We start from the raw sequence: 26525 nt of genomic DNA on the forward strand, positions 1-26525 counted from the left end.
GACGACCGCGATGGCCGGCCACGACCACGACGACCACGATCACGCTCACTCCCATGACGCCCACGGGCATGGCCACAGCCACTCGCACGCGGTGGCCGCCGACGCCGACCGCCGCTGGCTGACCAGCGCGCTCGCGCTGATCGTGGTCTTCATGGCCGGCGAGGTGGTGGTCGGGATCGCGGCCCGGTCGCTGGCGCTGATCTCGGACGCGGCCCACATGCTGACCGACGCGGCCTCCATCGTGCTGGCGCTGATCGCGATGCGGCTGGCCGCCAGGCCGGCCCGCGGCGGCTACACCTACGGCCTCAAGCGGGCCGAGATCCTCTCCGCCCAGGCCAACGGCGTCACGCTGCTGATCCTGTCGGCCTGGCTGGGCTACGAGTCGGTCGGCCGGCTGATCTCGCCGCCCGATGTAACGGGCGGCCTGGTCCTGGTCACCGCGCTGGTCGGCATCGTCGTCAACATCGCCGCCGCCTGGTGCATGTCGAAGGCCAACCGCAGCTCGCTCAACGTCGAGGGCGCCTTCCAGCACGTGCTCACCGACCTCTACGCCTTCATCGCCACCGCGGTGGCCGGCGCGATCATGCTGACCACCGGGTTCCTGCGGGCGGACGCGATCGCCTCACTGATCGTGGTGGCGCTGATGCTGAAGGCCGGGATCGGGCTGGTCCGGGACTCCGGACGGATCTTCCTGGAGGCCTCGCCCGCCGGGATCGACCCGGACGCGCTGGCCGACCGGCTGGTGGCCGCACCCGAGGTGGAGGAGATCCACGACCTGCACGTCTGGGAGATCACCTCCGGACAGCCGGCGCTCTCCGCGCACATCCTGGTCGCCCCCGGTGGCGACTGTCACGCGGTCCGCCGCGATCTGCAGCGCCGGCTGCGCGAGGACTATAAAATCACCCACGCCACACTCCAGGTGGACCACGTCGGCGAGGACGAGGGCCAGGAACTGCTGCAGATCACCGACGCGGCCACCGCGACGGCCGCCGAGCACTGCGCCGACTCGCACGGCCCGGTGCACCGCAGCGGTCCGCACACCCACTGAGAGTCGGAGCGATGACGACGATCCTGCGCTACGCCGCCTTCACCACCACCCCCGAGGGCGGCAACAAGGCGGGGGTGGTCCCGGACGCGCGCGGCCTGACCGACGAGCAGATGCTCGCCATCGCCGCCGAACTCGGGTACTCCGAGACCGCCTTCCTCACCCCCGATCGCCAGGGCCGCGCCCGCACCTTCGAGGTGCGCTTTTTCGCGCCCACCACCGAGGTGCCGTTCTGCGGCCACGCGACGGTCGCCGCCGCGGTGGCCCTCGCCGAGCTGACCGGGCCCGGCGACCTGCTCTTCGAGACCAACGTGGGCAGTGTCCCGGTGCAGGTGGCGGCGGATCGGGACGGCGTGCTGAACGCCACCCTGACCAGCGTCGAGCCGCACGTCCAGGACATCGACCCGGCCGACCTCCGGGAGGCGCTGGCCGCGCTGGACTGGCGGGCCGAGGAGCTCGACCCGGAGCTGCCGCCGCGGTTCGCCTCCGCCGGCGGGCGCCACCTGGTGCTGGCGGCGGCCACCCGCGAGCGGCTCGCGGACCTCGCGTACGACTTCGACCGGCTGGCCGCCTTCTCGAGGGCGCACGGGCTGCTCACCCTGCAGCTGGTCTGGCGGGAGTCGGGAGAGGTCTTCCACGTCCGCGACCCGTTCCCGGTCGGCGGGGTGGTGGAGGACCCGGCGACGGGCTCGGCGGCGCTCGCCTTCGGGGCGTACCTGCGCGAGCTGGGCGAGGCCGGTCCGGACGCCCGGCTGACCCTGCACCAGGGCGAGGACCTCGGCAGCCCCGGCCTGCTGCAGGTCGAACTGCGCGCCGGCGACACCCGGGTGCGGGTCTCCGGCGCGGCGGTACGGCTTCCGTAGCCCCCGATTGTCAGCGGGGTGCGGGATGATCGGCGGGTGACCGCACCTCGACTGATGCTGCTCGACTCCGCCAGCCTCTACTTCCGGGCGTACTTCGGTGTCCCGGAGTCCGTGAAGTCCCCCGACGGACAGCCGGTGAACGCCGTCCGCGGGCTGCTGGACTTCATCACCCGCCTGGTACAGGACCACCACCCCGACCAGTTGGTGGCCTGCATGGACGCCGACTGGCGCCCGCAGTGGCGGGTGGACCTCGTCCCGACGTACAAGACGCACCGGCTGGCCCCCGAGGCGGTGGCGGGCGAGGAGGAGATCCCCGACACCCTCGCGCCGCAGGTGCCGGTGATCGAGCAGGTGCTGGACGCGGTGGGCATCGCCCGCGTCGGCTGCCCCGGCTACGAGGCGGACGACGTGATCGGCGCCCTCACCGCCCGCGCCGAGGGCCCCGTCCAGATCGTCACCGGCGACCGGGATCTCTTCCAACTGGTCGACGACGCACGGCAGATCACCGTGCTCTACCCGCTCAAGGGGGTCGGCTCGCTGCAGATCACCGATGACGCGGTGCTGCGCGAGAAGTACGCCGTCGGCGGCGCCCAGTACGCCGACATGGCGGCGCTGCGCGGCGACCCGAGCGACGGCCTGCCGGGGGTGAAGGGCATCGGCGAGAAGACCGCCGCCCAGCTGATCAACGAGTACGGCGACCTGGCCGGCATCCGCGCGGCGGCCGCCGACCCGTTCTCCAAGCTCACCCCCGCGCGCCGCAAGAACCTGCTGGAGGGCGCCGGCTACCTCGACGTCGCCCCCACCGTGGTGCGGGTGGCCACCGACCTCCCGCTCCCCGACTTCGACCCCACCCTCCCCCGCGAGCCGCTCGACCCGATGACCCTCGAAGCCCTCACCGCCCGCTGGGGCCTCGGCACCTCCCTCACCCGCCTGCTCGACACCCTCGCGCAGCACTGACCTGGGCCAGAGTTGTCAGGCCAACTAGGTCGAGTGCGGCCTAGGTTGTGCAGACATCTTTCTGCCACGAAAGCATTGGTCGGAGTTCTTCCAAACGTACCCATGAGTAGCTACGGTTCCGCTGTCATGCACGCCGCTGACTCATCCCCAGGAGCCGTCTGCCATGTCCCTGCGCCGTAATGCCGCCGCCCTGACCGCAGTTGCCGCCACCGTCGCCCTGCTGAGCGGTGTACCGCAGAGCGCGAGCGCCGCCACGACCAGCGGCTCGACCCTCTCGGTCTTCGCCTGGAACGTGGACCTCGGCACCTCGATCGTCGACTCGATGGAGAACGAGAAGGCCTCGACGCGCACCCCGGTGATCGAGTCGATCATCCGCCAGCACAACGCGGACGTGGTGATCCTGGACGAGCTGTTCAACCACAGCTCGACCAGCGACATCAACAGCAAGCTCGCCGACCTCTACCCTTACCGCACCCCCGTGGTCGGGCAGACCTGTTCGGGCGGCGGCTGGAACGGGATCAGCGGCGACTGCTCCAACTCGCCGTTCGTGATCAACGGCGGGACGATGATCCTCTCCAAGTACCCGATCAGCGCCCAGTACGCCCACGTCTACAGCAACTCCACCTCGGGCACCTGGGACTACAACTCCAACAAGGGCGCCGTGCTGGCCCAGGTCGACAAGGGCGGCGTGAAGACCTGGGTGGCCGGCACCCACCTGCAGGCCGACCAGAGTGGCACCTCCACCGACACCACCCAGGCCACCCGCCTCGCCCAGCTCGGCGAGGTGCAGAGCTGGGTCAACGGCATCGTCGGCTCGACCGCGCCGGTGCTCTTCGGCGGCGACCTCAACGTCGAGTACTTCCACGGCCAGAGCCGCGGCGACTACACCAACGCGCAGAACGCGGTGGGCGGCGTGCTCGGCACCCCGGCCACCAACCCCGGCCAGACGCTGACCACCATGGACTGCACCGTCTCGGCCTGGTGCCAGTACATGTCGGGCGTGGAGAGCTTCCCGGTCGACTACCAGGACAGCCTGGACTACCTCGGCTACCTCAACGCGCCGGGCCGGCCGACCCCGCTGGCGCTGCCGACCGTCAACACCGACTTCGACCCGCAGGCGGGCTGGACGGCCGGCCAGCTGGACACCAACTCGCCGAGCGACCACTACCCGGTCGAGGCCACCTTCCAGCTGGGCTGACGGCCGGCGGGAAACGCCGCGGCGGGGGACCAGGCACGGTCCCCCGCCGCGGCGTTGCTGTCTCTCACCCCACCGTCTCTCACCCCACCGAGGAGTAGGCGATGATGCCGCGCCGCAGCGCGTCCACCGCCTTGCGGGCGGTGGAGCGCAGCTGCGCGTCCTCACCCGCCGCGTCCTGGATCTGGCCGAGCACGTCGATCAGCTGCTTCGTCCAGCGCACGAAGTCGCCGGCCGGCATGTCGGCGTCGCGCAGCACCGAGTCCAGGCTGTGGCCCAGCGCCCAGCGGTAGGACGCCCAGGCGAAGCCCAGGTCGGGCTCGCGCTGGCCGACGCCCTCGGCCGTGGAGATCCGGTGCTGCTCCTCCAGGGCGTCCAGGTGGCCCCAGATCCGCACCATCCGGCCCAGCGCGTCCTTGGCGTTGCCCTCCGGCACCCGGGGGGCGGTGGCGTCGTCCGCCTGACGGGCCTCGTACACCAGCGCCGAGGCGCAGGCGGCGAGTTCGGCGGCGGCCAGGTCCTTCCAGACGCCCTCCCGGATGCACTCCGAGGCGAGCAGGTCGAGCTCGCCGTAGAGCCGGCCGAGCCGCTTGCCGTCGGGGGTGACGTCGTCGCCGCGCAGGTAGCCGAGGTCGGTGAGCAGTCCGCAGACCCGGTCGAAGGTGCGGGCGATGGTGTGGGTGCGCGAGCGCATCTTGCGCTCCAGCAGCTCGGTGTCCCGGTGCAGCCGGTGGTAGCGCTCGGACCAGCGGGCGTGGTCCTCGCGCTCGTCGCAGCCGTGGCAGGGGTGCGTCCGCAGCTCGCTGCGCAGCCGGGTGATCTCCGAGTCGTCGGCGGCGGCCGCCCGGCCCTTGCGGTAGCGCTCCGGCTCCAGGTGGCCGGCCTTGGTGCGCAGCGTGGAGGCCAGGTCGCGGCGGGACTGCGGGCTGCGCGGGTTGAACGACTTCGGGATCCTCAGATGGTCGACGGCGACCACCGGGTACGGGAAGTCGATCATCGCGAGCCGCTTGACCTGCCGCTCGGCGGTGAGCACCACCGGGCGCGGCCCGTCCTGGTAGTCGGGGTGGCGCGAGGCGCCGCGCGGCGAGCGGCCGCCCGGCGGCAGCCCCGGTTCGAGCACCAGGGCCAGGCCCGCGAACTTGCCGGCCGGCACATGGATCACGTCACCCGGCTTGAGCGCCTCGATCGAGTCGATCGCGGCGGCCCGGCGCTGGCCGCTGCCCTCGCGGGCGAGCTCGTTCTCACGGTCCTTCAGCGCGCGGCGCAGGTCCATGTACGCCTCGAAGTCGCCGAGGTGACAGGTCATCGCCTCGCGGTAGCCCTCCAGGCCCTCCTCGTTGCGCTGCACCTGCCGGGAGATGCCGACCACCGAGCGGTCCGCCTGGAACTGGGCGAACGAGGTCTCAAGGAGTTCGCGCGAGCGGTGCCGGCCGAACTGCGAGACCAGGTTGACGGCCATGTTGTAGGACGGCTTGAACGACGACTTCAGCGGGTACGTGCGGGTGCCGGCCAGCCCGGCCAGCGCCTCCGGGTCGAAGCCGCGCTGCCAGAGCACCACCGCGTGGCCCTCGATGTCGATGCCGCGCCGGCCGGCCCGGCCGGTGAGCTGGGTGTACTCACCGGGGGTGATGTCGGCGTGCATCTCGCCGTTCCACTTGACCAGCTTCTCCATCACCACCGAGCGGGCCGGCATGTTGATGCCCAGCGCCAGCGTCTCGGTGGCGAAGACGGCCTTGACCAGGCCGCGCAGGAAGAGCTCCTCGACGACCTCCTTGAACCTCGGCAGCATGCCCGCGTGGTGGGCGGCGACGCCGCGCTCCAGCGCGTCGAGCCACTCGAAGTAGCCCAGCACGTGCAGGTCCTCGTCGGGGATCGCGGCGCAGCGCTCCTCGACCAGCGCGCGCACCTGGGCGCGCTCGCTGTCCTTGTTCAGCCGCAGGCCCGAGTTGAGGCACTGCTGGACGGCGGCCTCGCAGCCGGCCCGGCTGAAGATGAAGGTGATCGCGGGCAGCAGGCCCTCGGCGTCCAGCCGCTCGATCACGTCGACGCGGTTGGGCGTCCAGACCCGGCCCGGACGGCCGGTGGGCATCGAGCGGCCGCGGCCGCGCTGGAGCCGGGGGTTGCGGTCGGCCTCCGAGCGGGCGAGGCGGACCAGCTCGGGGTTGACGGCCTTGGCGGGGTTGCGCGGCGCGTTCTTCGGGCGGCCGTCCACGTCCGGGTTGGAGAACAGGTCGTACATCTTGTGGCCGGCCATCACGTGCTGCCACAGCGGCACCGGGCGGTGCTCGGAGACGATCACCTTGGTACCGCCGCGCACGGTGTCCAGCCAGTCGCCGAACTCCTCGGCGTTGGAGACGGTCGCGGAGAGCGAGACCAGGGTCACCGACTCGGGCAGGTGGATGATCACCTCCTCCCACACCGCGCCGCGGAAGCGGTCGGCGAGGTAGTGCACCTCGTCCATCACCACGTAGCCCAGGCCGTTCAGGGTCTGCGAGCCCGCGTAGAGCATGTTGCGCAGGACCTCGGTGGTCATGATGACGATCGGGGCGTCGCCGTTGACCGTGTTGTCACCGGTCAGCAGGCCGACCTTGGCGGCGCCGTAGCGCTTGACCAGGTCCGCGTACTTCTGGTTGGAGAGCGCCTTGATCGGGGTGGTGTAGAAGCACTTGCGGCCGGCCTGCAGGGCCAGGTGGACGGCGAACTCGCCGACGATGGTCTTGCCGGAGCCGGTCGGCGCGGCGACCAGCACACCCGAGCCCTCCTCCAGGGCCCGGCAGGCCTCCAGCTGGAAGGGGTCGAGCGGGAAGTCGTACAGCTCCTGGAAGCCGTGCAGGGCGGTGGACTGCTCCTTGGCACGCAGGCGGGAGGCCGCGTAGGCCTCGGCGGGGCTCATCGCGTCGTCGTCTGGCAGGGCGCTGCTCATCGGCGTCACCTCTTCTTCCCGTGGTGGTGGGTCGCAGACGGTGACGCCTGCGGAACGCAGCTGCTGTCGTTGGTGTGGTGATCCAGCATCTCAGCCAGAGGTTACCCGGCAGGACTGACATTGATCGCACCGTTTTCGGGACGGCCTTCGGTCGCATTCAGGCTGCTCCGGTCGGCAATCGATCTCATTCGGTCGCCTGTGATCAAACGTCAACCCCGCGTTGCACTGCTCCCTACAGTCGGTCACACACCGACGACGAGAGGCGGCAGCATGGCGAACCTGGAGACCGGGCTCAAGGAAGCGATGTCGATCGAGGGCGCGATGGGCGTCGCCCTGGTCGACTACAGCAGCGGGATGGCGCTCGGATCACTGGGCGACGGCGCGGAACTCGACCTCAATGTGGCGGCCGCCGGCAACACGGACGTGGTCCGGGCCAAGATGCGGACCATGGAGATGCTCAATCTGCACGACAACGAGATCGAGGACATCCTGATCACCCTGACCAACCAGTACCACCTGATCAGGCCGCTGACCACGGCCACCGGCCGCGGCCTCTTCCTCTACCTCGCGCTGCACCGCAGCCGCGCCAACCTGGCGATGGCCCGGCACAAGCTGCGGACCATCGAGGCCGCTCTGGAGGTGTGAACCCGCTCAGCCCAGCAGCTGCGCCAGTCCGCTCGCCAGCGCCCGGTACTCCTCGGGCCGGTTGTACACCTGCGCGCTGATCCGCAGTACTCCGCCGCCCACCCACGGCCGCACCGCGATCCGGGCGCCGAGCCGGCTGCGGACGGCAGCCATCAGCGCCTTCGCCGCGGGCTCGTCCTGCGCCACCGCCGCGGGCAGCCGCACCGCCCGCATCGAGACCCCGGGCTCGGCGGGCAGCGCCCGCAGTCCGGCGAGTTCCACCAGCGCCGACTGCCCGTAGTGCGCGAGCCGGTCGTTGTGGCCGCGCACCCGGTCCACCCCCAGCTCCGCCAGCAGGGCGAGCCCGGTCGGAGCGGCCAGCCAGCCGGTGTAGTCACCGGTCCCCCGCCACTCGACGCGGGCCGGGTAGCCCCGCTCGTGCTCCCAGGAGTAGGTCAGCGGCCGAATCCGCTCGCGCCACTCGGGACGCACGGCCAGCACGGCGGTGGGGCGCGGCGCGAAGGCCCATTTGTGCAGGTTGCCGAACCAGAAGTCGGCCCGGTCGATCTCCTGCTCCAGTGCCAGCATCCCCGGGGCGTGCGCGGCGTCCACCATGGTGAGCACCCCGCGCTCGGCGAGGGCGTCGACCAGCGGGACGGTGGCGATCGCCCGGGCGGTGGGCGAGGTGATCCGGTCCAGGATCGCCAGCCGGGTGCGCGGGCGCAGCGCGCCGAGCACGGCGGCCGCCGGGTCGCCGGCGTCCAGCGGCAGGGCGACGGTGCGCACGGTGGCGCCGCACTCGGCAGCCCGCCGCTCGGCGGCCCGGGTCACCACGCCGTAGCCGTGGTCGGTCACCAGGATCTCGTCACCGGGCAGGAACGGGATGCTGTCCAGTGCCACCGCGACCGCCTCGGTGACGTTGCTCAGCAGCGCCAGGCCCGCCGGATCGGCGCCGAGCACCTTGGCCAGCTCGACCCGGGTGGCGGTGATCCGGTCCGGCGCCTCGGTGAGGAAGGCGTCCGGGTCGCCCTCCTGCTCGATCCGCAGCCGCTCCTGCGCCTGCTGCACGGGGATCGGCACCGCGCCGTACGAGCCGTGGTTGAGGTGGGCCACCCGCCGGTCCAGCGCGAACAGCTCGGCGGCGCCGGGGATCGGCTCGGGCGGTGACACCTCACTGAATGGCGTGTGACATTTCACACTGCATAGTAGCATCGGATCCGTGACCGAACCCTCAGATCCCTACCTCGCCCTCAGCGCGCGCACCGGCCGCTTCAGCTACGGCGCACCGCGCGCCTTCACCCTCGCCGAGGACGGCGGCCGACTGCTCTTCCTGCGCTCCAGCGGCCCGCGAGACTCCGTCGAGCGGCTCTGGCTACTCGACTTGACCAGCTATCAGGAACGAGTGGTCGCCGATCCCACGATACTGCTGCCCGGCCGCACCGGGGAGCTTTCCGAACTGCCCGTCCTGGAGCGCCGACTGCGCGAGCGGACCCGGCTCTGGGCCACCGGCATCGGCTCGTTCGCCGCCACACCCGACTGCGCCACCGCCGTCTTCGCGTTGGACGGCCGGCTCTTCCAGACGGCCACCGCCACCGGCGAGAGCGTCGAACTCACCGTCGCCGGGCCCGCGTTCGACCCGCGCCCGAGCCCGGACGGCAGCCGTACGGCGTACGTCAGCGACGGCGCGCTGCACATCACCGCACTGGACAGGACCGGGCTGGACAGGGCCTGGCTGGACGGCGCGCTCAGCCCGGCCGACGACGCTGTGTGGGGCGTGGCCGAGTTCGCCGCCGCCGAGGAGCTGGGCCGCCACCGCGGCCACTGGTGGTCGCCGGACGGCAGCGCGCTGCTGGCAGCCCGGGTGGACGAATCCGCCCTGCCCCGGCGCTGGTTCGCCGATCCGGCCCGGCCCGAACTGCCCGCCGAGTCCTTCGCCTACCCGCAGGCCGGCGGCCCCAACGCGGACGTCCAGCTCTGGGTGCTGGCCCTGGACGGGCGCCGCACCAGGCTGGACTGGGACGCCGAGCGCTACCCGTACGTCTGCGCCGCCGACTGGGCGGGCGCGGGCGAGATCCTGCTCACCGTGGCCGACCGCCTGCAGCAGACCGTGCTGCTGCTCAGTGCCGACCCGGCGAGCGGCAAAACCGTCGAACTCAGCCGCACCACGGACGAGTTCTATGTCGACGACCTGCCGGGCACGCCCGCCAGGCTGGCCGGCGGCGCTCTGCTGAGCTCGGCCGACACCCCCGGCGGCACCGCCCGCGCGATCGCCCTGGACGGCCGGATCCTGACCGGAGAGCGGCTCCAGGTGCGCCGCGTGGTCGGGCGGCTGCGCGGCCGGCTGCTGATCGAGGCCGGCGAGGACGACCCCGCCGACCAGCACGTCTTCCTGCTGGACCCGGCGGACGGCGCACTGGAGCGGCTCAGCGAGGGCCCCGGCGTGCACAGCGCGCTGGCGGCCGGCGACACCCTGCTGCTCAACTCCGCCGGACCGGACGGCATTCGGCGCCGGATCCGGCGCGGAGAGCACGAGTTCACGCTGCCCGACCACACCGAGCCGCTGCCCTACCGGGTCCGCCCGCAGCTCGCCCGGGTGACCGAACTCGCCCTGCCCACCGCGGTGGTGTACCCGCGCCACCATGTCCCGGGGCAGCGGCTGCCGGTCCTGCTGGACGTCTACGGCGGACCGGGCGGGCAGGCCGTCGCCTCCGAGCCGCGCCGCTGGCAGCCGCGCCAGTGGTGGGCCGATCAGGGCTTCGCGGTGGTCAGCACCGACAACCGCGGCACGCCGTTCGTCTCACCCGCCTTCAGCAAGGCGATGTTCCGCGCGGGGCTCTCCCAGGTCACCCTGGACGACCAGGTGGCCGCCCTGCACGCGCTCGCCGAGCGCCACCCCGACCTCGACCTGAGCCGGGTCGGGGTGCGCGGCTGGTCCTACGGCGGCTACTTCGCGGCGATGGCGGTGCTGCGCCGCCCCGACGTCTTCCACGCCGGCTCGGCGGGCGCCCCGCCCACCGACTTCCGGCTCTACGACACCGCGTACACCGAGCGCTACCTCGGCCTGCCGCAGGACAACCCGGACGGCTACGCGGCGGACTGCCTGCTCACCGACGCCCCGTCGCTGAGCCGCCCGCTGCTGCTGATCCACGGCCTCGCGGACGACAACGTGCACCCCTCGCACACCCTGCTGCTCTCGCAGGCCCTGCACCGCGCCGGGCGCCCGCACAGCGTGCTGCCCCTGCCCGGCGTCAGCCACCTGCGCTCGAACGGCGTGGACGAGCGCCTGATGGTCGCCGAACTCGACTTCCTGCGAGGCGCGTTGGGCTGACAACTACTCAGCGGGCGCGGCGCAGGCGCAGGAAGACGAAGGCGAGCAACCCGCCGGTCAGGCACAGCAGCAACCCGCTCTCGACCAGCTGGAGCGGCCAGAAGTGCGAGACCGGGTGGTAGTAGCCGTACACCTGGACGACCTTGGGGCACCCGTCCAGGTGCGCGCAGGCGCCGCCGTCCGGGACCCTGGTGCCGTCGGTCAGGATGGACCCGCTCGACACCAGCCAGGCGTCCTTCGGCTGCATGAACGAGCTGAAGTTCTGGTTGAAGGCCTGCACTCCGTAGACCTGCGGCCACAGGTGCGGGCGCAGCAGCCGCAGGGCCACCTCGGCCGCCACCATCACCGCGCCGGTGGCGGCCACGGCGGCCAGCGTGCGGCGCAGCAGCATCCCCGCCGTCACCCCGACCGCGAAGGCGAACAGCGCGATCGCGATCGGCACGATGCCCAGCACCAGGTAGGTGAAGCTCTGGAACGGCGGGTCGTAGGAGAGGAAGCTCGCCGCGCTGTTGACGGTCGTCTTCCAGAACCAGCTGGTCAGTGCGGCCAGCACGGCACTGACCACCAGCACCGTGGCGAGCGCGGCGCCGAGCCGGGCGGCCAGCCAGCGGCCCCGGGAGACCGACTGCGACCAGGCCAGCAGGTGGGTGCCGCGCTCGTACTCCTGGGCCAGCAGCGGTGCGCCGAGGAACATCCCGAGCAGCGCCGGGACTGTCGCCATCAGCAGCTGAAAGTAGGTGACGAACGGCTCCTGATACGAGCTCGCCTCCTGGATCAGCGGCCAGCAGGCGGGGGTCTGGTCCCAGGTCTCGGGGTCGACGCAGCCGGCCTGCCGGATCCGGGCGACACCGTCGGCGACGGCGGCGTGCTCGGCCAGCAGCCAGCCGGCCGCCGCCACCATCAGCAGCAGCGCGATGCCCGCCGTGACGCGGTGCTGGCGCCAGACCAGCCAGCCGAGACCGCTCAGCCGTCCGATCCGCGGCGGCGCGGCGGTGTCGGCGCGCACCAGCTGGTCGACGATGCTCGGGTTGCTCACGCGGCCACCGCCGCGGGGCGCGACGCGAGTGCGCTGTCGGTGAAGAGCGAGGGGGCCTGCGGCGAGCGCAGGTAGCAGAGCAGCAGTTCCTCCAGGGTCGGCTCGGTGCTCTCCCAGTCCCCGGCGACCGGACCCTGCGGCCGCAGCAGCACGGTGCGCTGGCGGCCGGTCTGCCGGGACTCGATCACGGTGTGCCCGGCCAGCGGGTCCTCCCCGCCGGTCTCGGACTGCGCCCCGACCAGCAGGCGGTGGGCGTCCAGGATCTCGTCCACCTCGCCGGCCAGCCGGACCCTCCCGGCGTCCACCAGCAGCAGGTAGTCGATCGCCCCGTCCAGCTCGGAGAGGATGTGCGAGGACATCAGGATGGTGGTGCCGTTGGCGGCGGCCTCGGACATCAGGGTGCCCATCAGCTGGTGGCGGGCCAGCGGGTCCAGGTCGGACATCGGCTCGTCCAGGATCAGCAGGTCGGGCTGCTTGCCGAGGGCCAGCGCCAGGGCCACCCGGGTGCGCTGGCCGCCGGAGAGCGTGCCGATCCGGGCACCGCCCGGCAGGCTGCCCTGGTCGACGATCCGCTGCGCGGCGGTCTGGTTCCAGCCGGCGTTGAGCTCGCGGCCCAGGCGCAGTGTCTCGTCGACGGTCAGCCGCGGGTAGAGCGGCTTGTCCTGCGCGACGAAGCCCAGCCGGCCGCGCTGCTCGGGGCCGTCCAGCGGGCGGCCGAAGGCGGTGATGGTGCCCTCGGTGGGGGCCAGCAGGTAGGCGGCCAGCGCGAGCAGGGTGCTCTTGCCGGCGCCGTTGGGGCCGACCAGGCCGCAGACCCGCCCCGCCGGGATCCGGAAGCTGCAGTCGCGCAGGGCCCAGCCCCGGCGGTAGCGCTTGCCCAGGCCGATGGCCTCCAGGGCGGTCCGGTCCGTCTCCTCGTTCATACGTTCCCCTCCGTCTGCCTCTTCGCGGTGATGCCGGTGACAAACCGCTGCTCCAGCACGGACGCCACCAGCGCGGCGACGTCCTCGTGCTCCAACCCCGCCCGCTGTGCGCGGTCCACCCAGGCGACCAGCTCCGCGCGCAGCGGGCCGTCCGCGCCGGCTTCGGCCCGCGCCAGCGATCGCCGCACGAAGGTGCCAAGGCCGGGACGCGGCTCGACCAGCCCCTCACGATCGAGTTCGCGGTAGGCCTTGAGCACGGTGTTGGGATTGATGGCGGTCGCTTCGACCACCTCCCGCGCGGTCGGCAGCTTGTCCCCCGGCTGCAGCAGGCCGAGCCGCAACGCCTGCTTCGTCTGGTGGACGATCTGCAGGTAGGTGGCCACGCCACTGCGCCGGTCGATGCGGTACTCGATCATGTCCGCACCCTTTCACTAGTGTAGTAGTGGAAGCCTGGCGCATTCCCGCGACAAGGTCAACTCGGCCTGGTCAGACGCCTGGCAGCGGCTCCTGTTCGCCCGCCACCACCCGCACCGCGCGCTCGGGGCCGCGGCACTCCTTGCCCAGTCGCAGCATCCGCGCCTCCGGATCGCGAAGAACCCGCCCGCACCGGCGGCAACGCACCACCGTGGGGAGCGTGGCGGGGCCGGACGGCAGCAGAGCGGGTTGTTCAGCGGAGGTCACCGACGGCGAGGAGGTCACCGACGGCACCCTACCGGGCGCGGCGCAGCGTGAGCAGGCCTCCCTGCGGGACGTGGACGGCGAGCTCGGTCGCGTCCTGCGCCCGGCTGGTGATCGGCACCGGCTCACCGACGCAGTCCTGCACCAGCAGCTCCAACTCGCCGGGCCGCTCGGCGAAGACCAGGCGCACCAGGGTGTCGGGATCGGCGTTGGCCACCAGGATCAGCTCCCACTCGCCGGTGACCTGGATCGGCAGCGGCGCGTAGCGGCCGAAGGCCAACTCGGCTCCGTCGCGGGCCTCCAGCAGCGGGTAGCCGAGCTCCGGGCGGTGCGGGCGGAAGCTGCCGCGCTGCAGCAGCGCGGTGCGGGCACGCCCGACGGAGAGCCAGAAGCGCAGCGCGGCCAGCTGCTCGGGGCTCTGCCTGCCGAGGTCGACGGAGACCTGCGGGGTGGCGAAGAGCACCGACTGCAGCAGCACCGCGATCTGCTCGGGCGCCTCCTCCGGGTGCCAGGTCAGCGGGTCGGCGTGCACGGCCAGCGGGCCCGCGGTGAGCCGCAGGTCGGTGCAGCGCACCCGGTTCTCGACCGCGTTGTGCGGGCAGTCGGTGGCCCGGACCATCGTCGCGTACGGCCACAGCCCCGCGCCCACGTAGCCCTGCCGGTGCTCGATCAGCAGGTCGGGGCGGCCCGCGCGCAGGCGGGCGTCGAGCTCGGCGAGCAGTCGGTGCACGCCGGCGGCCACCGCCGTGGGGTCGGTGGCGTGGCGGGTGAAGGTGTCGATGAAGTCGACCTTGAGGCCGTCCACGCCGTACTCCTCGACGGCCGCCGCCAGCCGCTCCACCAGGTGCTCGCGCACCTGCGCGCTGCCCGGGTCCAGCACGGAGGTCTCCAGCTCGGGCAGCCGCTTGAGGATCTGCCCGGCCAGCCGCTCGCCGACCTCGCTGCGGTCCCCCGCGAAGGGCAGCGAGTACCACAACAGGTAGGCCAGGCCCAGGGATTGGACGCGCTTCACATGCTCGCCGAAGTCGGCGAAGCCGACCGGTGCCGGCCGCCAGTCGCCGGCGGTGGCATAGGAGCGGGAGGTCTCGTCGGTCTGCCAGCCGTCGTCCACGATCAGCGCGGCGAAGCCCAGCGGCGCGGCCAGCGCGGCCAGCCGCTCGACGTCGGCTGAGGTCATCCGCAGGTGCAGCGCGTACCAGGTGCAGAAGACCGGCATGAACGCGCTGTCGGGAACCGTCACCGGCGCCGCCCGCCCGGCCCACCAGGCGACCGTGTCGGCCAGCGTCTCGGCGAAGTGACGATTCGTCAGATCAAGGCGCAGGCGCAGCGGTTCGCCGCCGGGGGTGACCTCGTGCTCGACCCACCAGACGAACTCGCCGCTCTCCTCCACCGCGCCCTCGCCGATGGTGACCGGCAGCACCAGCTCGGCGGCGGCGAAGGTGCACAGCGCCGCATCCCCGGTGGCGACCAGGCTGCCGACCGGGGCGCCCTGCGGGAGCGCGGCGGTGCGCGGGGTGTTCCAGGACGGCGGCAGCCAGCGGGTGCCGCTGGCCGGGGTCCACAGGCCGGTCGCGCCGACGCAGGGCAGCCGCCACTCCACCCGGATCCGGACCGGCCCGCCGTCGTCCGCTCGCTCGGCTGCGGCCTCCACCAGCAGCAACCGACCGGTGGCACGAACCGCCGTCGCCAGCGCGGCCGCGCCGATCGCCGTCACCCGCAGCGCCAGCTCCGGGAGGTCCGTGGCGAGCTCGCGGACGGTCTCGGTACGGCCGCTGGCCGGAGCGCAACCGTCCCAGCTCAGAGGGGACATGGTGGGGCCTTTCGGGTGGGGACGGATGGGTACCCGTCGGGCGCGTCGCTCCCACGCCCGCGCCCGACGGGTGGTCAGTTGTCCGGGAAGTGGCAGGCGACCTGCCGCTGACCGGCACCGGAGATCCGCAGCAGCGGGGGTTCGCTGCGGCAGACGTCCTGGGCCTTGGGGCACCTGGGGTGGAAGGTGCAGCCACTGGGCGGGTTGGCCGGGCTCGGCGGGTCGCCGAGCAGCACGATCCGCTCCCTGGCCCGCTCGGCCGCCGGATCGGGCAGCGGGACGGCCGACAGCAGCGCACGGGTGTAGGGGTGCGCCGGCCGGTCGTACACCTCCTCCTTGTCGCCGATCTCGACGATCCGGCCGAGGTACATCACCGCGACCCGGTGGCTGATGTGCTTCACCACGGCCAGGTCGTGGGCGATGAAGACATACGCGACGCCGAGCTCGCGCTGCAGGCGCTCCATCAGGCCGACGATCTGCGCCTGGATGGAGACATCGAGCGCGGAGACCGGCTCGTCCGCCACCACCAGGGCCGGCCGGGTGGCCAGCGCCCTGGCGATGCCGATGCGCTGAGCCTGGCCGCCGGAGAACTGGTGCGGGTAGCGCTCCAGATGCTCGGGGGCGAGCCCGACCAGCTCCACCAACTCCCGTACCTCGCGCCGGATCTCGGCGGCGGCGGTGCCCTGGGCGCGCAGCGGAGCCGAGATGATCTGCTGGACGGTCTGCCGCGGGTTCAGCGAGGCGAACGGGTCCTGGAAGATGATCTGCATCCTGCTGCGCAGCGGACGCAGCTCGCGCTGGCCGATCCGGGTGATGTCCTTGCCCTGGAAGTCGACCCGCCCTGCGGTGGGGTCCAGCAGGCGCACCAGCATCCGCCCGGTGGTGGACTTGCCGCAGCCGGACTCGCCGACCAGTCCGAGGGTCTCGCCCGGCGCGACGCCGAAGGAGACACCGTCCACCGCCTTGATCCCGGCCCGCCGCCCGCGCAGGCCGCCCGCCACGGGGAAGGTCATGCCGAGGTCGCTTACCTCCAGCAGGGTCTGACGATCCGTCATGAAGCCACCTCCAGGCGGACGCAGGCGTTGCGGTGAGCGGTCGCCACCAGCCGCAGCGGCGGACGTCCCGCGGTACACAGGGCCCGCTGCTCGGCGTCGGCCGCCGCGTACACCGGGCAGCGGGGGTGGAAGGCGCAGCCGGCCGGAGGGGCCAGCAGCGAGGGCGGGTTGCCCGGGATGGAGTGCAGCGGCTCGCCCTCGGCGGCGTCCAGGCGGGGCAGCGACTCCAGCAGGCCGCGGGTGTAGGGGTGCCTCGGCGCGGTGAACAACGTGTCGGCACCGGCCTGTTCGACGGCCGAGCCGCCGTACATCACCAGCACCTCGTCGGCGACCCGGGCGATCACGCCCAGGTCGTGGGTGATCACGATGATGCCGAGGCCTCGCTCCTGCTGCAGGCGCATCAGCAGGTCGAGCACCTGGGCCTGCACGGTGACGTCCAGCGCCGTGGTCGGCTCGTCGGCGATGATCAGGTCGGGCTCGCAGGAGAGCGCCAGGGCGATCATCGCCCGCTGCCGCATCCCACCGGAGAACTGGTGCGGGTACTCCCCCGCCCGGCGGGCCGGCTCGGGGATGCCGACATCGCCGAGCACCTCCACCGCGCGCGCCCAGGACGCCTTGCGGCCGCTGCCGTAGTGCGCGCGGTGCGCCTCGGCGATCTGGTCGCCGATGGTGAAGTACGGGTGCAGCGCGGTGAGCGCGTCCTGGAACACCATGGCGATCCGCCGCCCGCGCAGCTTGCGCAGCGTCTCCTCCGGGGCGCCGATCAGCTCGGCGCCGTCGAAGCGCACCGAGCCGCTCACCTTCGCGCCGCGGTGCAGGCCCATCACGGCCAGCGAGGTGACGGACTTGCCGGAGCCGGACTCGCCGACGATGCCCAGGGTCTGACCGCGCTCGACCGCGAAGTCGATCCCCTTCACGGCCTGGACGGTGCCCTCGGCGGTGCTGAACTCCACTGCGAGGTCGTTGACTTCGAGCAGCGTCACGCCACCCTCGCTCTCGGGTCGATCCAGGCGTAGACGAGGTCCACGACCAGGTTGGACATGATGATGAAGAAGGAGGCGAGCAGCGTGATGCCCATCACCACCGGCTGGTCGGACTTGGCCAGCGAGTCGGCGAAGAGCTTGCCGACCCCCGGCAGGCCGAACAGCGACTCGGTGATCAGCGCCCCGGCGAGCAGGCCGCCCAGGTCCATCCCGAGCATGGTGGCGATCGGCGTCAGCGCCGGGCGCAGCCCGTGCCGGCCCACCACCCGGCGCTCGGGCAGGCCCTTGGCCCGCGCGGTGCGCACATACGGCTCGGCCAGCGTCTCGATCACCGAACTGCGGGTCATCCGGGCGTAGATCGCGGCGAAGGTCAGCGCCAGGGTGATCCAGGGCAGCAGCAGGTTCTGCAGCCAGCCGACCGGGTCGTCGGTGAAGGCGACATAGCGCGGATAGGGCATCAGGCCGAGCACCGAGACCACCACATAGAGCAGGATCATCGCGGTGAAGTAGACCGGCAGCGCGGCCACCCCGATCGTCCCCACCATCAGGGTGCGGTCGATCCAGGTGTTCTTGCGCAGCGCCGAGAGCACCCCGGCGCCCAGGCCCAGCAGCAGCCAGATCACCGCCGCGCCGATCGCCAGCGAGGCGCTGGTGGGCAGCCGGTCCATCATCAGGTCCCAGACCGGGCGGCCGGTCTGGAAGGAGTAGCCGAAGCACGGGAAGTGGCACTGCACGGCGTAGTTGCCGCTGCCCATCGTGCGGCCGGCGAAGATGGCCTGCACATAGTGGCCGAACTGCACGATCAGCGGGGCGCTCAGGCCCATCTGCTTGCGGATCAGGGCCACTTGGTCGGGCGCGCAGTCCTTGCCGCAGAACTGGGTGGCCGGGTCGGCGGGCAGCAGGTAGAAGATGCAGAAGGTCACTGCGCAGACCACCAGCAGGGTGACCGCGACCCCGAACAGGCGGCGGATCAGGAAGGAGGTCATCCGCGGCTGCCCTTCGGGTCCAGCGCGTCGCGCAGCGCGTCGCCGAGCAGGGTGAAGGCCAGCACCATCAGGAACAGGCAGGCGCAGGGCAGGATGAAGAACATCGGGTCGACCTTGTAGTAGAGCGAGGAGTCGGCGATCATCTGGCCCCAGGACGGCGTGGGCGGGCGCACTCCGACACCCAGGTAGGTGAGTCCGGCCTCGGCGCCGATCAGGCCCGGGATGGCGAGCGTGAGGTAGACGATGATCGTGCCGGTGAGGTTGGGCAGGATCTCGGTGAGCAGGATCCGCGCGCTGGAGGTGCCGCTGGCGCGGGCCGCCTCCACGTACTCGCGGTGCTTGAGGGACATCGTCTGACCCCGGATCACCCGGGCGATGTAGGGCCAGGTGAACAGGCTCATCACGACGATCAGCAGCATCACCCGGTTGACGTTCTGGACCACCGAGAGCAGCGCCATCATGAAGATCAGACTGGGGAAGGACATCATGACGTCCATGAAGCGGCTGATCAGGGTGTCGATCCGGCCGCCGAAGTAGCCCGAGGTGATGCCCAGCAGCACGCCGATCACGGTGATCATCACGGCCGCGCTGAAGGCGACGGTGAGACTGATCTGCGCGCCGTAGAGCAGCCGGGCGAAGATGTCGCGCCCGAGCATCGGTTCGACTCCCAGCCAGTGCTTGGGACTCATGCCGCCCGCGCTGCCGCGCGGCAGGCCGCCGAGATAGGGGTCGATGGCGTTCTTGTCGGTGGTGTCCGGGCCGCTGCCGCTGATCGCGGTGAGCACGGGGGCGAGCAGCGCGGCCAGCACGAAGAAGACGATGATGCCGAAGCCGGCCATCGCGGCGCGCTGGCGGCGCAGCCGTTGCCAGGCCAACTGCCAGGGTGAGGCCGTGAGTTGGTCCTCGGGGGTGGGAGCGGCGGGGTCAGGGTCACCGGCCGCCGCGCCCGCTCCCCCGGGGTGGCCGGTGGAGAGCGGGGCGGTCATGTCACAACTCCCCTGCTACTTGAGGTTGGTGGACTTGAGACCGATGGCGCCGAAGTCCAACTGCCCGGACCAGACCGGGTTGGCGAACGCCCCGGCGATGTTGGAGCCGACCAGCAGCGGCTTCTTCTGCCAGGTCAGCGGCACGGCGGGCGAGTCGTCCATGATCTTGGCGTCCAGCGCGAGGTAGGCGGCGTTGGCGGCCTTGAGGTCGCTCAGGGTGGCGATCCGGTCCAACTCGGCGTTGACGGCCGGGTCGTTGAAGCGGGTGACGTCGCCCTGGTTGCCGGTGTCGGTGATGGTGCGGCCGTCGAAGATCATCGGCAGGAAGGTGGCGGCCGACGGGTAGTCCGGGCACCAGCCGGAGATGGCCAGGCCGGTCTGCTTGTCCTTGTCGCCGATCACCGAGTTGACCGAACTGGCATCCACCGCGTCGATGGTGACGTTGATACCGACGTTCTTCAGCGACGCCTGGATCGCCTCGGCCTGCTGCTTGGCGCCGGTGGAGACGGTGATGTCGGTGGACAGGCCGTTGGCGTAACCGGCGTCCGCCAGCAGCTGCTTGGCCTTCGCCTGGTCGCCGGCGGCCGGGATCTGGAAGTGGTCGACCGCGGTGCCGCCGGTCAGCGCCGGGGGCAGGTAGGTGGTGGCGATGTCGGCCAGCGCCGGACCACCCACCGCGGACTGGAACGCCTGCTTGTCCACCGCGTACTGCAGCGCCAGGCGCAGCTTGGGGTTGTTGAACGGCGCCTTGGAGGTGTTCATGTCCAGCATCGTGGTGCAGCCCGAATTCTCGCTGACCAGGCGGGCCTTGACGGCCGGGTCGGTGATCACGTCGGGCACCCGGGCCGGGGTCAGGTCGACGTACGAGATCGCGCTGCGGTCGTCGCCCTGGTCGGCGATAAGGCGGTCGGCGATGCCGGCGCTGCCGAGCGACTGGTCCACCACGATCTTGTCCGGGTAGGCCTTGCGGACCGAGTCGGTGCTCGGGTCCCAGTAGGGGTTGCGGACCAGCACCATGCTCTTGCCGCGGTCGTACGACTGGATCTTGTACGGGCCGGAGGAGAACGGGTGGTTGCTGTAGTTGGCGCCGGCCTCCTTGGCGATCGGGACCGGCGCGAAGGTCGGCAGCGTGACGGTGTAGCCGAACTCGGCGACCGGGCGCTTGAGATGGAAGATGATGGTCTTGCTGTCCGGGACCTCGATGGCCTCCGGGCCCAGCCGCTGCCCCTTGAGCGGACCGGCATACCCGGCCGGGGCGTTGAGGTACTGCTTGGCGTAGTCGGGACCGCCGGGCAGGTCGGGCGAGAACGAGCGCTCGACGTTGTACTTGATGTCGTCGGCGACGATCGTGCTGCCGTCCTCGTACTTGAGGCCGTCCTTGAGGTGGAAGGTCCAGGTCTTGTCGTTGTCACTGGGCTCGCCGAGGTCGGTGGCCAGGTCCGGCACGATCTGCAGGCCCTCGGCGCCCGGGGCCGCCTTGAAGGTGGTCAGCGTGCGGTAGAGGGTGCGGATGCCGAAGTCCATCTCCGGCTCGACCCAGTTGCGGGTCGGGTCGAGCTGCGAGAAGTCCTGGTTGGAGAGGATGTTGAGGGTGCCGCCCTTGACCGGCGTACCGCCGACGATGCCGTCGCCCTCGGTGGTGATGCCCTTGCCGTTGTCGGCGGCGCCGCTGCCGCCACTGGTGCTGGAACACGCCCCGAGTGTGAGGGTCAGTGTCGCTGCGATCGCCGCCGCGAGGGCGGCGCAGGTACGCCTGGTCATGTGCAACTCCGCTTTGGGGGGACGGACCTGAGGCCCGTGACGTGCGGGGGCGCGTGGCCCGCCCCGGGGCTGGTCCGAGGCCACCGACCGGGTGACTGCCAGGGTCTGGCACTCCGGAGGGGTGGCACGTAACATAGTAATGTGAAATTGCACTGACAAGGGATGCGGCCGCACGTTATCCAGATGTGTCCTAACGGACACTCATATTCCTTCTCATACAAGTGAATTGCCGCAGTTCAGCCCGCCTGTGGCGGACAAAAGCCCCGAGACCTCAGGAGCCGCCCCCGTGACCACCCAACCCTCCGGCCACGCCGTCACGCCACCGAACACCGGCAGCCACGACCTCCCCGTCTCGGCCGCCCTGGACGCCTTCATGGCCACCCGCTGGGCGGCCACCCCGCTGCCCGCCACCGACCGCGTCGCGGCGTACCAGGTGACCCCGGCCCGCCGCGCCCGCCTCTCGGCCGCCCACCCCGGGGAGCGGCTGATCGTGCCGGCCGGACAGCTCAAGGTCCGCAGCCACGACTGCGACTACCGCTTCCGCCCGCACAGCGCCTACACCTGGCTGACCGGGCTCAGCGGCGAGGACCAGGTCGGGCACGTACTCGTCCTGGAGCCCACCGGCCCCGAGGGCCACCAGGCCGTCCTCTACCTGCGCCCGCGCTCACCGCGCAGCGGCGGGGAGTTCTACCGCGACCGCCGCTACGGCGAGTTCTGGGTCGGCCGGCGCCCCGACCTGGCCGAGGCCGCCCAGCTCACCGGGCTCCAGGTGGAGCACCTGGACGACCTGGAGAAGCTGCTGACCGGCCCGCAGCCGGCCACCCGGGTGCTGGCCGGCGTCGACCCGGTGGTGGACAGCCGCACCGCGCGCCCCGGCTACGCCGGCACCGCCGTCGCCGAGCAGGACGCCCAGCTCGCCACCACCCTCTCCGAACTGCGGCTGATCAAGGACGCCTGGGAGATCGGCCAGTTGCAACTGGCCGTCGACCACACCATCGCCGGCTTCGAGGACGTCGCCCGCGCGCTGCCCGCCGCGCTGCGCCACCCGCGCGGCGAACGCTGGATCGAGGGCGTCTTCGACCTGCGCGCCCGCGCCGAGGGCAACGGCACCGGCTACGAGACCATCGCCGCCTCCGGCGCACACGCCTGCGTCCTGCACTGGATCCGCAACGACGGCGCGCTCGACCCGCAGCAACTGCTGCTGCTCGACGCCGGCGTGGAGACCGACACCCTCTACACCGCCGACATCACCCGCACCCTGCCGCTCAGCGGCACCTTCAGCTCCGTCCAACGCCAGGTCTACGACCTGGTGCTGGCCGCCCAGGACGCCGGCATCGCCGCCCTGCGCCCCGGCGCCCGCTTCCGCGACTTCCACCGCGCGGCGATGACCGTGATCGCCGAGGGGCTGGCGGACTGGGGCGTGCTGCGGATCCCCGCCGAGCAGGCCCTGCAGGAGGACAGCGGCCTCTACCGCCGCTACACCCTGTGCAGCAGCGGGCACATGCTCGGCCTGGACGTCCACGACTGCGCCAAGGCCCGCGCCGAGACCTACCTGGACAGCGTGCTTGAGGAGGGCCAGGTGCTGACCGTGGAACCCGGCCTCTACCTCCAGCCCGACGACGAGACGCTGCCCGCCGAACTGCGCGGCCTCGGCGTCCGGATCGAGGACGACCTGGTGATCACCGCCGACGGCGCCCACCTGATGTCCGGCGCCCTCCCCCGCACCGCCCCCGCCATCGAGGAGTGGATGGCCACCCTCCTCCCCTGACCCCCGCCCGGGCGAGGTGCCCTCAGGCCACCCGCACCGTGACCGGCCCGCGCTGGACCACCACGGACACCTCGCCCCCGAGCGCGGCGGCATACGCGCGCAACGTCTCCAGGCTGTCCACCTGCCCGTGCTCGATCTGCGACACCCGCGCCTGGCTCACCCCCAGCGTCCGCGCCACCTCCCGCTGCGTCAGCCCCGCCGACCGCCGCAACTCCGCCAGCTCGTGCCCACGCACCCGTGCGAGGGTCTCGGCCCGAATCTCGGCCCGCGCGTCTTCGGCAACACCTGGTCCTTCGCCAACCGCGGCTTCGCCCTCCAGGTCGACCCCACCGCCACGCCCGGCACCGCCATCCCGGTGACGATCACCCAGCAGGCCCCGGCCAACCCGGACCCGCACCAGTTCACGCTGACGGTACTCATCCCCGTGTGCTGAGGCTGGGACCGACCATCACATGGTGGTCGGTCTACGCCGGACGGATCAGGCCGCTGCTCAGTCCGGCCGCGATGGCCGCGGTGCGGCTGTCCACGCCGAGCTTGTCGTAGATATGCACCAGGTGGGTCTTGACGGTGGCCTCGCTGATGAAGAGCCGCTTGGAGATCTGCCGGTTCGCCAGCCCCTCCGCGAGCAGCTGCAGGATCTGCCCCTCCCGGGGCGAGAGCGTCGGCCGCCCCGCCCGGACCCGCCCGAGCAACCGGGCCGCGACGGGCGGGGCAAGCACCGTCTCGCCCCGGGCGGCGGCCTGCACCGCCGCCACCACGTCCTCGGGCAGCGCGTCCTTCAGCAGGTAACCGGTCGCGCCGGCCTCGACCGCGGCCAGGATGTCGGCGTCCGTGCTGTACGTGGTCAGGATCAGCACGGCGGGCGGGTCGGGCAGGGCGGTGATCCGCCGGGTCGCCTCGACGCCGTGCATGCCGGTGCCCATCTGCAGGTCCATCAGCACCACGTCGGGCCGGGTCTCCAGCTCCGCCAGCACGCGCAGCGCCGCCGCGCCGTCCTCCGCCTCGCCGACCGCCTCCAGCTCCGGACGGTCGTCGACCATCGCGCGCAGGCCGCGCCGCACCACCGGGTGGTCGTCCACCAGTAGGACCCGGATCACGGCGCCACCGCCTTCAGCTGCGCCGCCGGCGCCTCGGTCAGCACGCTCTCCGCCGTCACCACCGCACGCAGCGGCAGCGAGACCGCCACCGCCGTGCCCTCCCCCGGCGCGGACTCCACCGTGAGGCTGCCGCCCAGCGCGGCGATCCGCTCGTGCATCCCGTGCAGCCCGAAGGTGGGCCGCTCCTCGCTGGGCAGCGTCTGCGGGTCGAAGCCGACGCCGTCGTCGAACACGTCCAGGGTGACCTCGTCGTCCAGATAGGTCAGCGTCACCGCGATCTGCCGGGCCCGCGCGTGCCGAACCGCGTTGGCCAGCGCCTCCTGGGTCAGCCGCAGCAGCGCGACCTCCGCCTCCACCGGCAGCGGGTACGGCTCGCCGTCCAGGTGGAAGGCGGCGCCCGGGCCGGCCGCCAGGCGGCGCAGCGCCTCGGTGAGCGTGACGTCGTCCAGCGCGGGCGGCGTCAGGGCCTGGACGAAGCGGCGCGCCTCGGCGAGGTTCTCGGAGGCGGTCTGCCCGACCTCGCGGATCCGGCCGGCGGCGGTCGCCGGGTCGGCGGGCAGCGCCGCCTCGGCCGACCGGGCCAGCAGCACGATGCTGGACAGCCCCTGCGCCAGCGTGTCGTGGATCTCGCGGGCCAGCCGCTGGCGCTCGGCCAGCCGGCCGGCCTCGCGCTGACTGGCGGCCAGCGCGTCGCGGGTGCGCACCAGGTCGTCGATCAGCCGCTGACGCTCGCGGCTCTCCCGGTAGAGCGCGGCGTAGCCGTACGCGGTGAGCAGCGCGACGGCCAGGCCGGCCAGCGGACCGATCACCTTGGGAGTGGAGATTCCGCCGGTGGTCTGCGTCTGCGCGGCCAGCACGACCGCCGTCAGGCCGACCACCGAGGGCAGCGCCCAGCGCACCGGCATCAGGTGCAGGCAGACGAAGTAGAGCGGGAAGACCAGGTAGCAGAACTCGGGGTGCAGCAGGGTCAGCACCGCCCAGAGCGCGACCACCGCGCCGAGCCAGCAGCCCGCCCAGAGCCGGTCCGTCCTGATCCGCTCGGCCAGCCCGCCCGCCGCGTAGAGCGCGCCGAGGGCCGCGGCGAGGACCAGCCCGGCGGCGCCCAGCGCACCGTCCAGCAGGCCGCGCACCACGAGCACCGCCAGGAGGGTGAAGAACAGCCCGTGCAGGGCGAGGTTCATCAGGCGAAGGGCTGGGGTGTTTCCAGAATGGCCGACGGTGTCGTCGCTCGCGGGTGTCTCGGTACGGCTCACGCCTTCCGAGGGTACGGGCCCGCTGCGGTTGATCCACACCGCCCGGCATCAACCGTTCGATGGATTCCCGGGTGCACCACAGGATGGGTCCCGGTCCAGCTCCTCTCCCCGATGGCAGCGGGCCGCCCGCTCGACAAGGTGGAGGGGTACACCGCCGCCTCTCCCGGAAGGGCTCCCCGTGTTCGTCGCCCTGCGTGACATCCGTTTCGCCAAGGGCCGCTTCGCCCTGATGGGCGCCGTGGTCACCCTGATCACCACCCTCGTCGTCTTCCTGTACGGGCTGACCGGCGGACTGTCCTCCGCGTCCTCCTCGGCCATCGCCTCGATGCCGGCCGACCGGATCGTCTTCGCCGCGCCCGCCGGGGCCTCGCCGACCGTCTCGTTCAGCAACAGCTCCGTCTCCCCCGCCCAGCAGGCCGCCTGGAGCGCCGCCCCGGGCGTGCGCACGGCCGCGCCGCTGGGGATCGCGATGACCAGGCTGACCGCCGACGGCGCCGCCGCCTCGGTCAGCGTGTTCGGCGCGCCGGCCGCCCTGCTGCCGCCGCTCGGCACGGGCGCCGCCCCGCAGGACGGCCAGGTCGCGGTCGGCACCGACACTGCCGCCACCTACCACCTGACCGTCGGCTCCCAGGTGCAGGTCGGGCCGAGCACGCTGACCGTCTCCGGCATCACCGCCGAGCGCTCCTACGCGCACGCCCCGACGGTGTGGACCACACCGACCGGCTGGCAGGCCGTCAGCGGCCAGAGCCGGCCCACCGCGCTCGCGCTGATCGGCGCCCCCGCCGACCCGGCCGCGCTGGACGCCGCGCAGAACACCCGCGCCGCCCCCCTGGCCGACGCGCCGGCCGGCATCGACGGCTACACCGCCGAGCAGGGCAGCCTGCAGATGATCCAGGGCTTCCTGTTCGCGGTCAGCGCGCTGGTGGTCGGCGCCTTCTTCACGGTCTGGACGGTGCAGCGCAAGCCCGACATCGCGGTGCTCAAGGCGGTCGGCGCGAGCAGCGCCTACCTGGTGCGCGACGCGCTGGCGCAGGCCGCGGCGGTGCTGCTGGCCGGCGCGGCGCTGGGCGGGGCGGCGGGCGCGGTGGGCGGGCTGATCGCCTCCAACGGGGTGCCGTTCGACCTGAGCTTCTCCAGCGTGGCCGTGCCGGTGACGGCGATGGTCCTGCTCGGCCTGGTCGGCGCCGCCCTCGCCGTCCGCCGCATCACCTCCGTCGACCCGATCGCCGCTCTGGGAGCAAACCGATGACCAGC

Annotated in this window: 24 protein-coding genes; 9 read left to right on the top strand and 15 right to left on the bottom strand. The window is 72.3% G+C overall.

Translation table 11 applies throughout. The features are described 5' to 3' along the window. Positions 1 to 10 precede the first annotated feature (10 nt). From P3T34_RS08650 to P3T34_RS08665, 4 genes are all read left to right on the top strand, one after another. Complete coding sequence (locus P3T34_RS08650) at positions 11 to 1048, top strand: cation diffusion facilitator family transporter (RefSeq protein ID WP_280665418.1); 1038 nt, start codon at positions 11 to 13, stop codon at positions 1046 to 1048. 11 nt (positions 1049 to 1059) lie between these two features. After that, complete coding sequence (locus P3T34_RS08655; protein ID WP_280665419.1) at positions 1060 to 1908, top strand: PhzF family phenazine biosynthesis protein; 849 nt, start codon at positions 1060 to 1062, stop codon at positions 1906 to 1908. 54 nt (positions 1909 to 1962) lie between these two features. After that, positions 1963 to 2865 (top strand): 5'-3' exonuclease H3TH domain-containing protein, encoded by a 903-nt coding sequence (locus tag P3T34_RS08660; protein ID WP_280671903.1) that lies wholly within the window; start codon positions 1963 to 1965, stop codon positions 2863 to 2865. 163 nt (positions 2866 to 3028) lie between these two features. Then, complete coding sequence (locus tag P3T34_RS08665; RefSeq protein WP_280665420.1) at positions 3029 to 4063, top strand: sphingomyelin phosphodiesterase; 1035 nt, start codon at positions 3029 to 3031, stop codon at positions 4061 to 4063. 79 nt (positions 4064 to 4142) lie between these two features. Here P3T34_RS08665 and P3T34_RS08670 read toward each other — a convergent pair whose 3' ends face one another. Continuing rightward, a complete protein-coding gene (locus P3T34_RS08670; RefSeq protein WP_280665421.1) occupies positions 4143 to 6983 on the bottom strand; it encodes a DEAD/DEAH box helicase in 2841 nt (946 codons plus the stop codon). Positions 6984 to 7253: 270 nt separating this feature from the next. Between P3T34_RS08670 and P3T34_RS08675 the strand changes: the two genes are divergently transcribed. After that, complete coding sequence (locus P3T34_RS08675) at positions 7254 to 7628, top strand: hypothetical protein (RefSeq protein WP_280665422.1); 375 nt, start codon at positions 7254 to 7256, stop codon at positions 7626 to 7628. A gap of 6 nt (positions 7629 to 7634) precedes the next feature. Here P3T34_RS08675 and P3T34_RS08680 read toward each other — a convergent pair whose 3' ends face one another. Continuing rightward, positions 7635 to 8777, bottom strand: coding sequence for an aminotransferase class V-fold PLP-dependent enzyme (locus P3T34_RS08680; RefSeq protein WP_280665423.1), 1143 nt, complete (start codon positions 8775 to 8777; stop codon positions 7635 to 7637). 49 nt (positions 8778 to 8826) lie between these two features. On the opposite strand from P3T34_RS08680, the gene P3T34_RS08685 reads away from it, so the two are divergent. Further along, complete coding sequence (locus P3T34_RS08685; protein ID WP_280665424.1) at positions 8827 to 10935, top strand: prolyl oligopeptidase family serine peptidase; 2109 nt, start codon at positions 8827 to 8829, stop codon at positions 10933 to 10935. A 7-nt stretch (positions 10936 to 10942) separates the two neighbouring features. Here P3T34_RS08685 and P3T34_RS08690 read toward each other — a convergent pair whose 3' ends face one another. From P3T34_RS08690 to P3T34_RS08735, 10 genes are all read right to left on the bottom strand, one after another. Continuing rightward, positions 10943 to 11971 (bottom strand): ABC transporter permease subunit, encoded by a 1029-nt coding sequence (locus P3T34_RS08690; RefSeq protein WP_280665425.1) that lies wholly within the window; start codon positions 11969 to 11971, stop codon positions 10943 to 10945. Further along, positions 11968 to 12894 (bottom strand): ABC transporter ATP-binding protein, encoded by a 927-nt coding sequence (locus P3T34_RS08695; RefSeq protein WP_280665426.1) that lies wholly within the window; start codon positions 12892 to 12894, stop codon positions 11968 to 11970. Before P3T34_RS08695 ends, P3T34_RS08690 begins: the two co-directional genes overlap by 4 nt. Further along, on the bottom strand, positions 12891 to 13310 hold the full coding sequence (locus tag P3T34_RS08700) for a GntR family transcriptional regulator (protein WP_280665427.1): 420 nt from the start codon (positions 13308 to 13310) through the stop codon (positions 12891 to 12893). Before P3T34_RS08700 ends, P3T34_RS08695 begins: the two co-directional genes overlap by 4 nt. A 70-nt stretch (positions 13311 to 13380) precedes the next feature. Next, the gene (locus tag P3T34_RS08705) at positions 13381 to 13593 is read right to left on the bottom strand and encodes a DUF6011 domain-containing protein (protein WP_280665428.1); all 213 of its coding nucleotides are present in this window, start codon (positions 13591 to 13593) and stop codon (positions 13381 to 13383) included. 10 nt (positions 13594 to 13603) lie between these two features. Continuing rightward, the gene (locus P3T34_RS08710) at positions 13604 to 15382 is read right to left on the bottom strand and encodes an alpha-galactosidase (protein ID WP_280665429.1); all 1779 of its coding nucleotides are present in this window, start codon (positions 15380 to 15382) and stop codon (positions 13604 to 13606) included. A gap of 74 nt (positions 15383 to 15456) precedes the next feature. Next, positions 15457 to 16395 (bottom strand): oligopeptide/dipeptide ABC transporter ATP-binding protein, encoded by a 939-nt coding sequence (locus tag P3T34_RS08715; protein ID WP_280671905.1) that lies wholly within the window; start codon positions 16393 to 16395, stop codon positions 15457 to 15459. Positions 16396 to 16433: 38 nt separating this feature from the next. After that, positions 16434 to 17420: an ABC transporter ATP-binding protein gene (locus P3T34_RS08720; protein WP_280665430.1), complete on the bottom strand. Its 987-nt coding sequence runs from the start codon at positions 17418 to 17420 to the stop codon at positions 16434 to 16436. Beyond that, a complete protein-coding gene (locus tag P3T34_RS08725; RefSeq protein WP_280665431.1) occupies positions 17417 to 18406 on the bottom strand; it encodes an ABC transporter permease in 990 nt (329 codons plus the stop codon). Before P3T34_RS08725 ends, P3T34_RS08720 begins: the two co-directional genes overlap by 4 nt. Continuing rightward, the gene (locus P3T34_RS08730) at positions 18403 to 19392 is read right to left on the bottom strand and encodes an ABC transporter permease (RefSeq protein WP_280665432.1); all 990 of its coding nucleotides are present in this window, start codon (positions 19390 to 19392) and stop codon (positions 18403 to 18405) included. Before P3T34_RS08730 ends, P3T34_RS08725 begins: the two co-directional genes overlap by 4 nt. 15 nt (positions 19393 to 19407) lie before the next feature. Next, entirely contained in the window at positions 19408 to 21153 is a 1746-nt protein-coding gene (locus P3T34_RS08735) for an ABC transporter substrate-binding protein (RefSeq protein WP_280665433.1), read from the bottom strand. A gap of 286 nt (positions 21154 to 21439) precedes the next feature. Between P3T34_RS08735 and P3T34_RS08740 the strand changes: the two genes are divergently transcribed. Continuing rightward, entirely contained in the window at positions 21440 to 22921 is a 1482-nt protein-coding gene (locus tag P3T34_RS08740; protein WP_280665434.1) for a Xaa-Pro aminopeptidase, read from the top strand. 22 nt (positions 22922 to 22943) lie between these two features. Here P3T34_RS08740 and P3T34_RS08745 read toward each other — a convergent pair whose 3' ends face one another. Then, the gene (locus P3T34_RS08745; protein ID WP_280665435.1) at positions 22944 to 23156 is read right to left on the bottom strand and encodes a helix-turn-helix transcriptional regulator; all 213 of its coding nucleotides are present in this window, start codon (positions 23154 to 23156) and stop codon (positions 22944 to 22946) included. On the opposite strand from P3T34_RS08745, the gene P3T34_RS08750 reads away from it, so the two are divergent. Next, complete coding sequence (locus P3T34_RS08750; RefSeq protein ID WP_280665436.1) at positions 23145 to 23354, top strand: hypothetical protein; 210 nt, start codon at positions 23145 to 23147, stop codon at positions 23352 to 23354. The genes P3T34_RS08745 and P3T34_RS08750 overlap by 12 nt on opposite strands. Before the next feature lie 31 nt (positions 23355 to 23385). On the opposite strand, the gene P3T34_RS08755 is transcribed toward P3T34_RS08750, so the two are convergent. Together P3T34_RS08755 and P3T34_RS08760 are read right to left on the bottom strand one after the other, a co-directional pair. Further along, on the bottom strand, positions 23386 to 24018 hold the full coding sequence (locus P3T34_RS08755) for a response regulator transcription factor (protein ID WP_280665437.1): 633 nt from the start codon (positions 24016 to 24018) through the stop codon (positions 23386 to 23388). Further along, on the bottom strand, positions 24015 to 25271 hold the full coding sequence (locus P3T34_RS08760; protein WP_280665438.1) for a sensor histidine kinase: 1257 nt from the start codon (positions 25269 to 25271) through the stop codon (positions 24015 to 24017). Before P3T34_RS08760 ends, P3T34_RS08755 begins: the two co-directional genes overlap by 4 nt. Before the next feature lie 178 nt (positions 25272 to 25449). Between P3T34_RS08760 and P3T34_RS08765 the strand changes: the two genes are divergently transcribed. Beyond that, the gene (locus tag P3T34_RS08765) at positions 25450 to 26520 is read left to right on the top strand and encodes an FtsX-like permease family protein (RefSeq protein WP_280665439.1); all 1071 of its coding nucleotides are present in this window, start codon (positions 25450 to 25452) and stop codon (positions 26518 to 26520) included. Positions 26521 to 26525 lie beyond the last annotated feature (5 nt).

Origin of the sequence: Kitasatospora sp. MAP12-44, assembly GCF_029892095.1 — a bacterium.
Taxonomy (GTDB): domain Bacteria; phylum Actinomycetota; class Actinomycetes; order Streptomycetales; family Streptomycetaceae; genus Kitasatospora.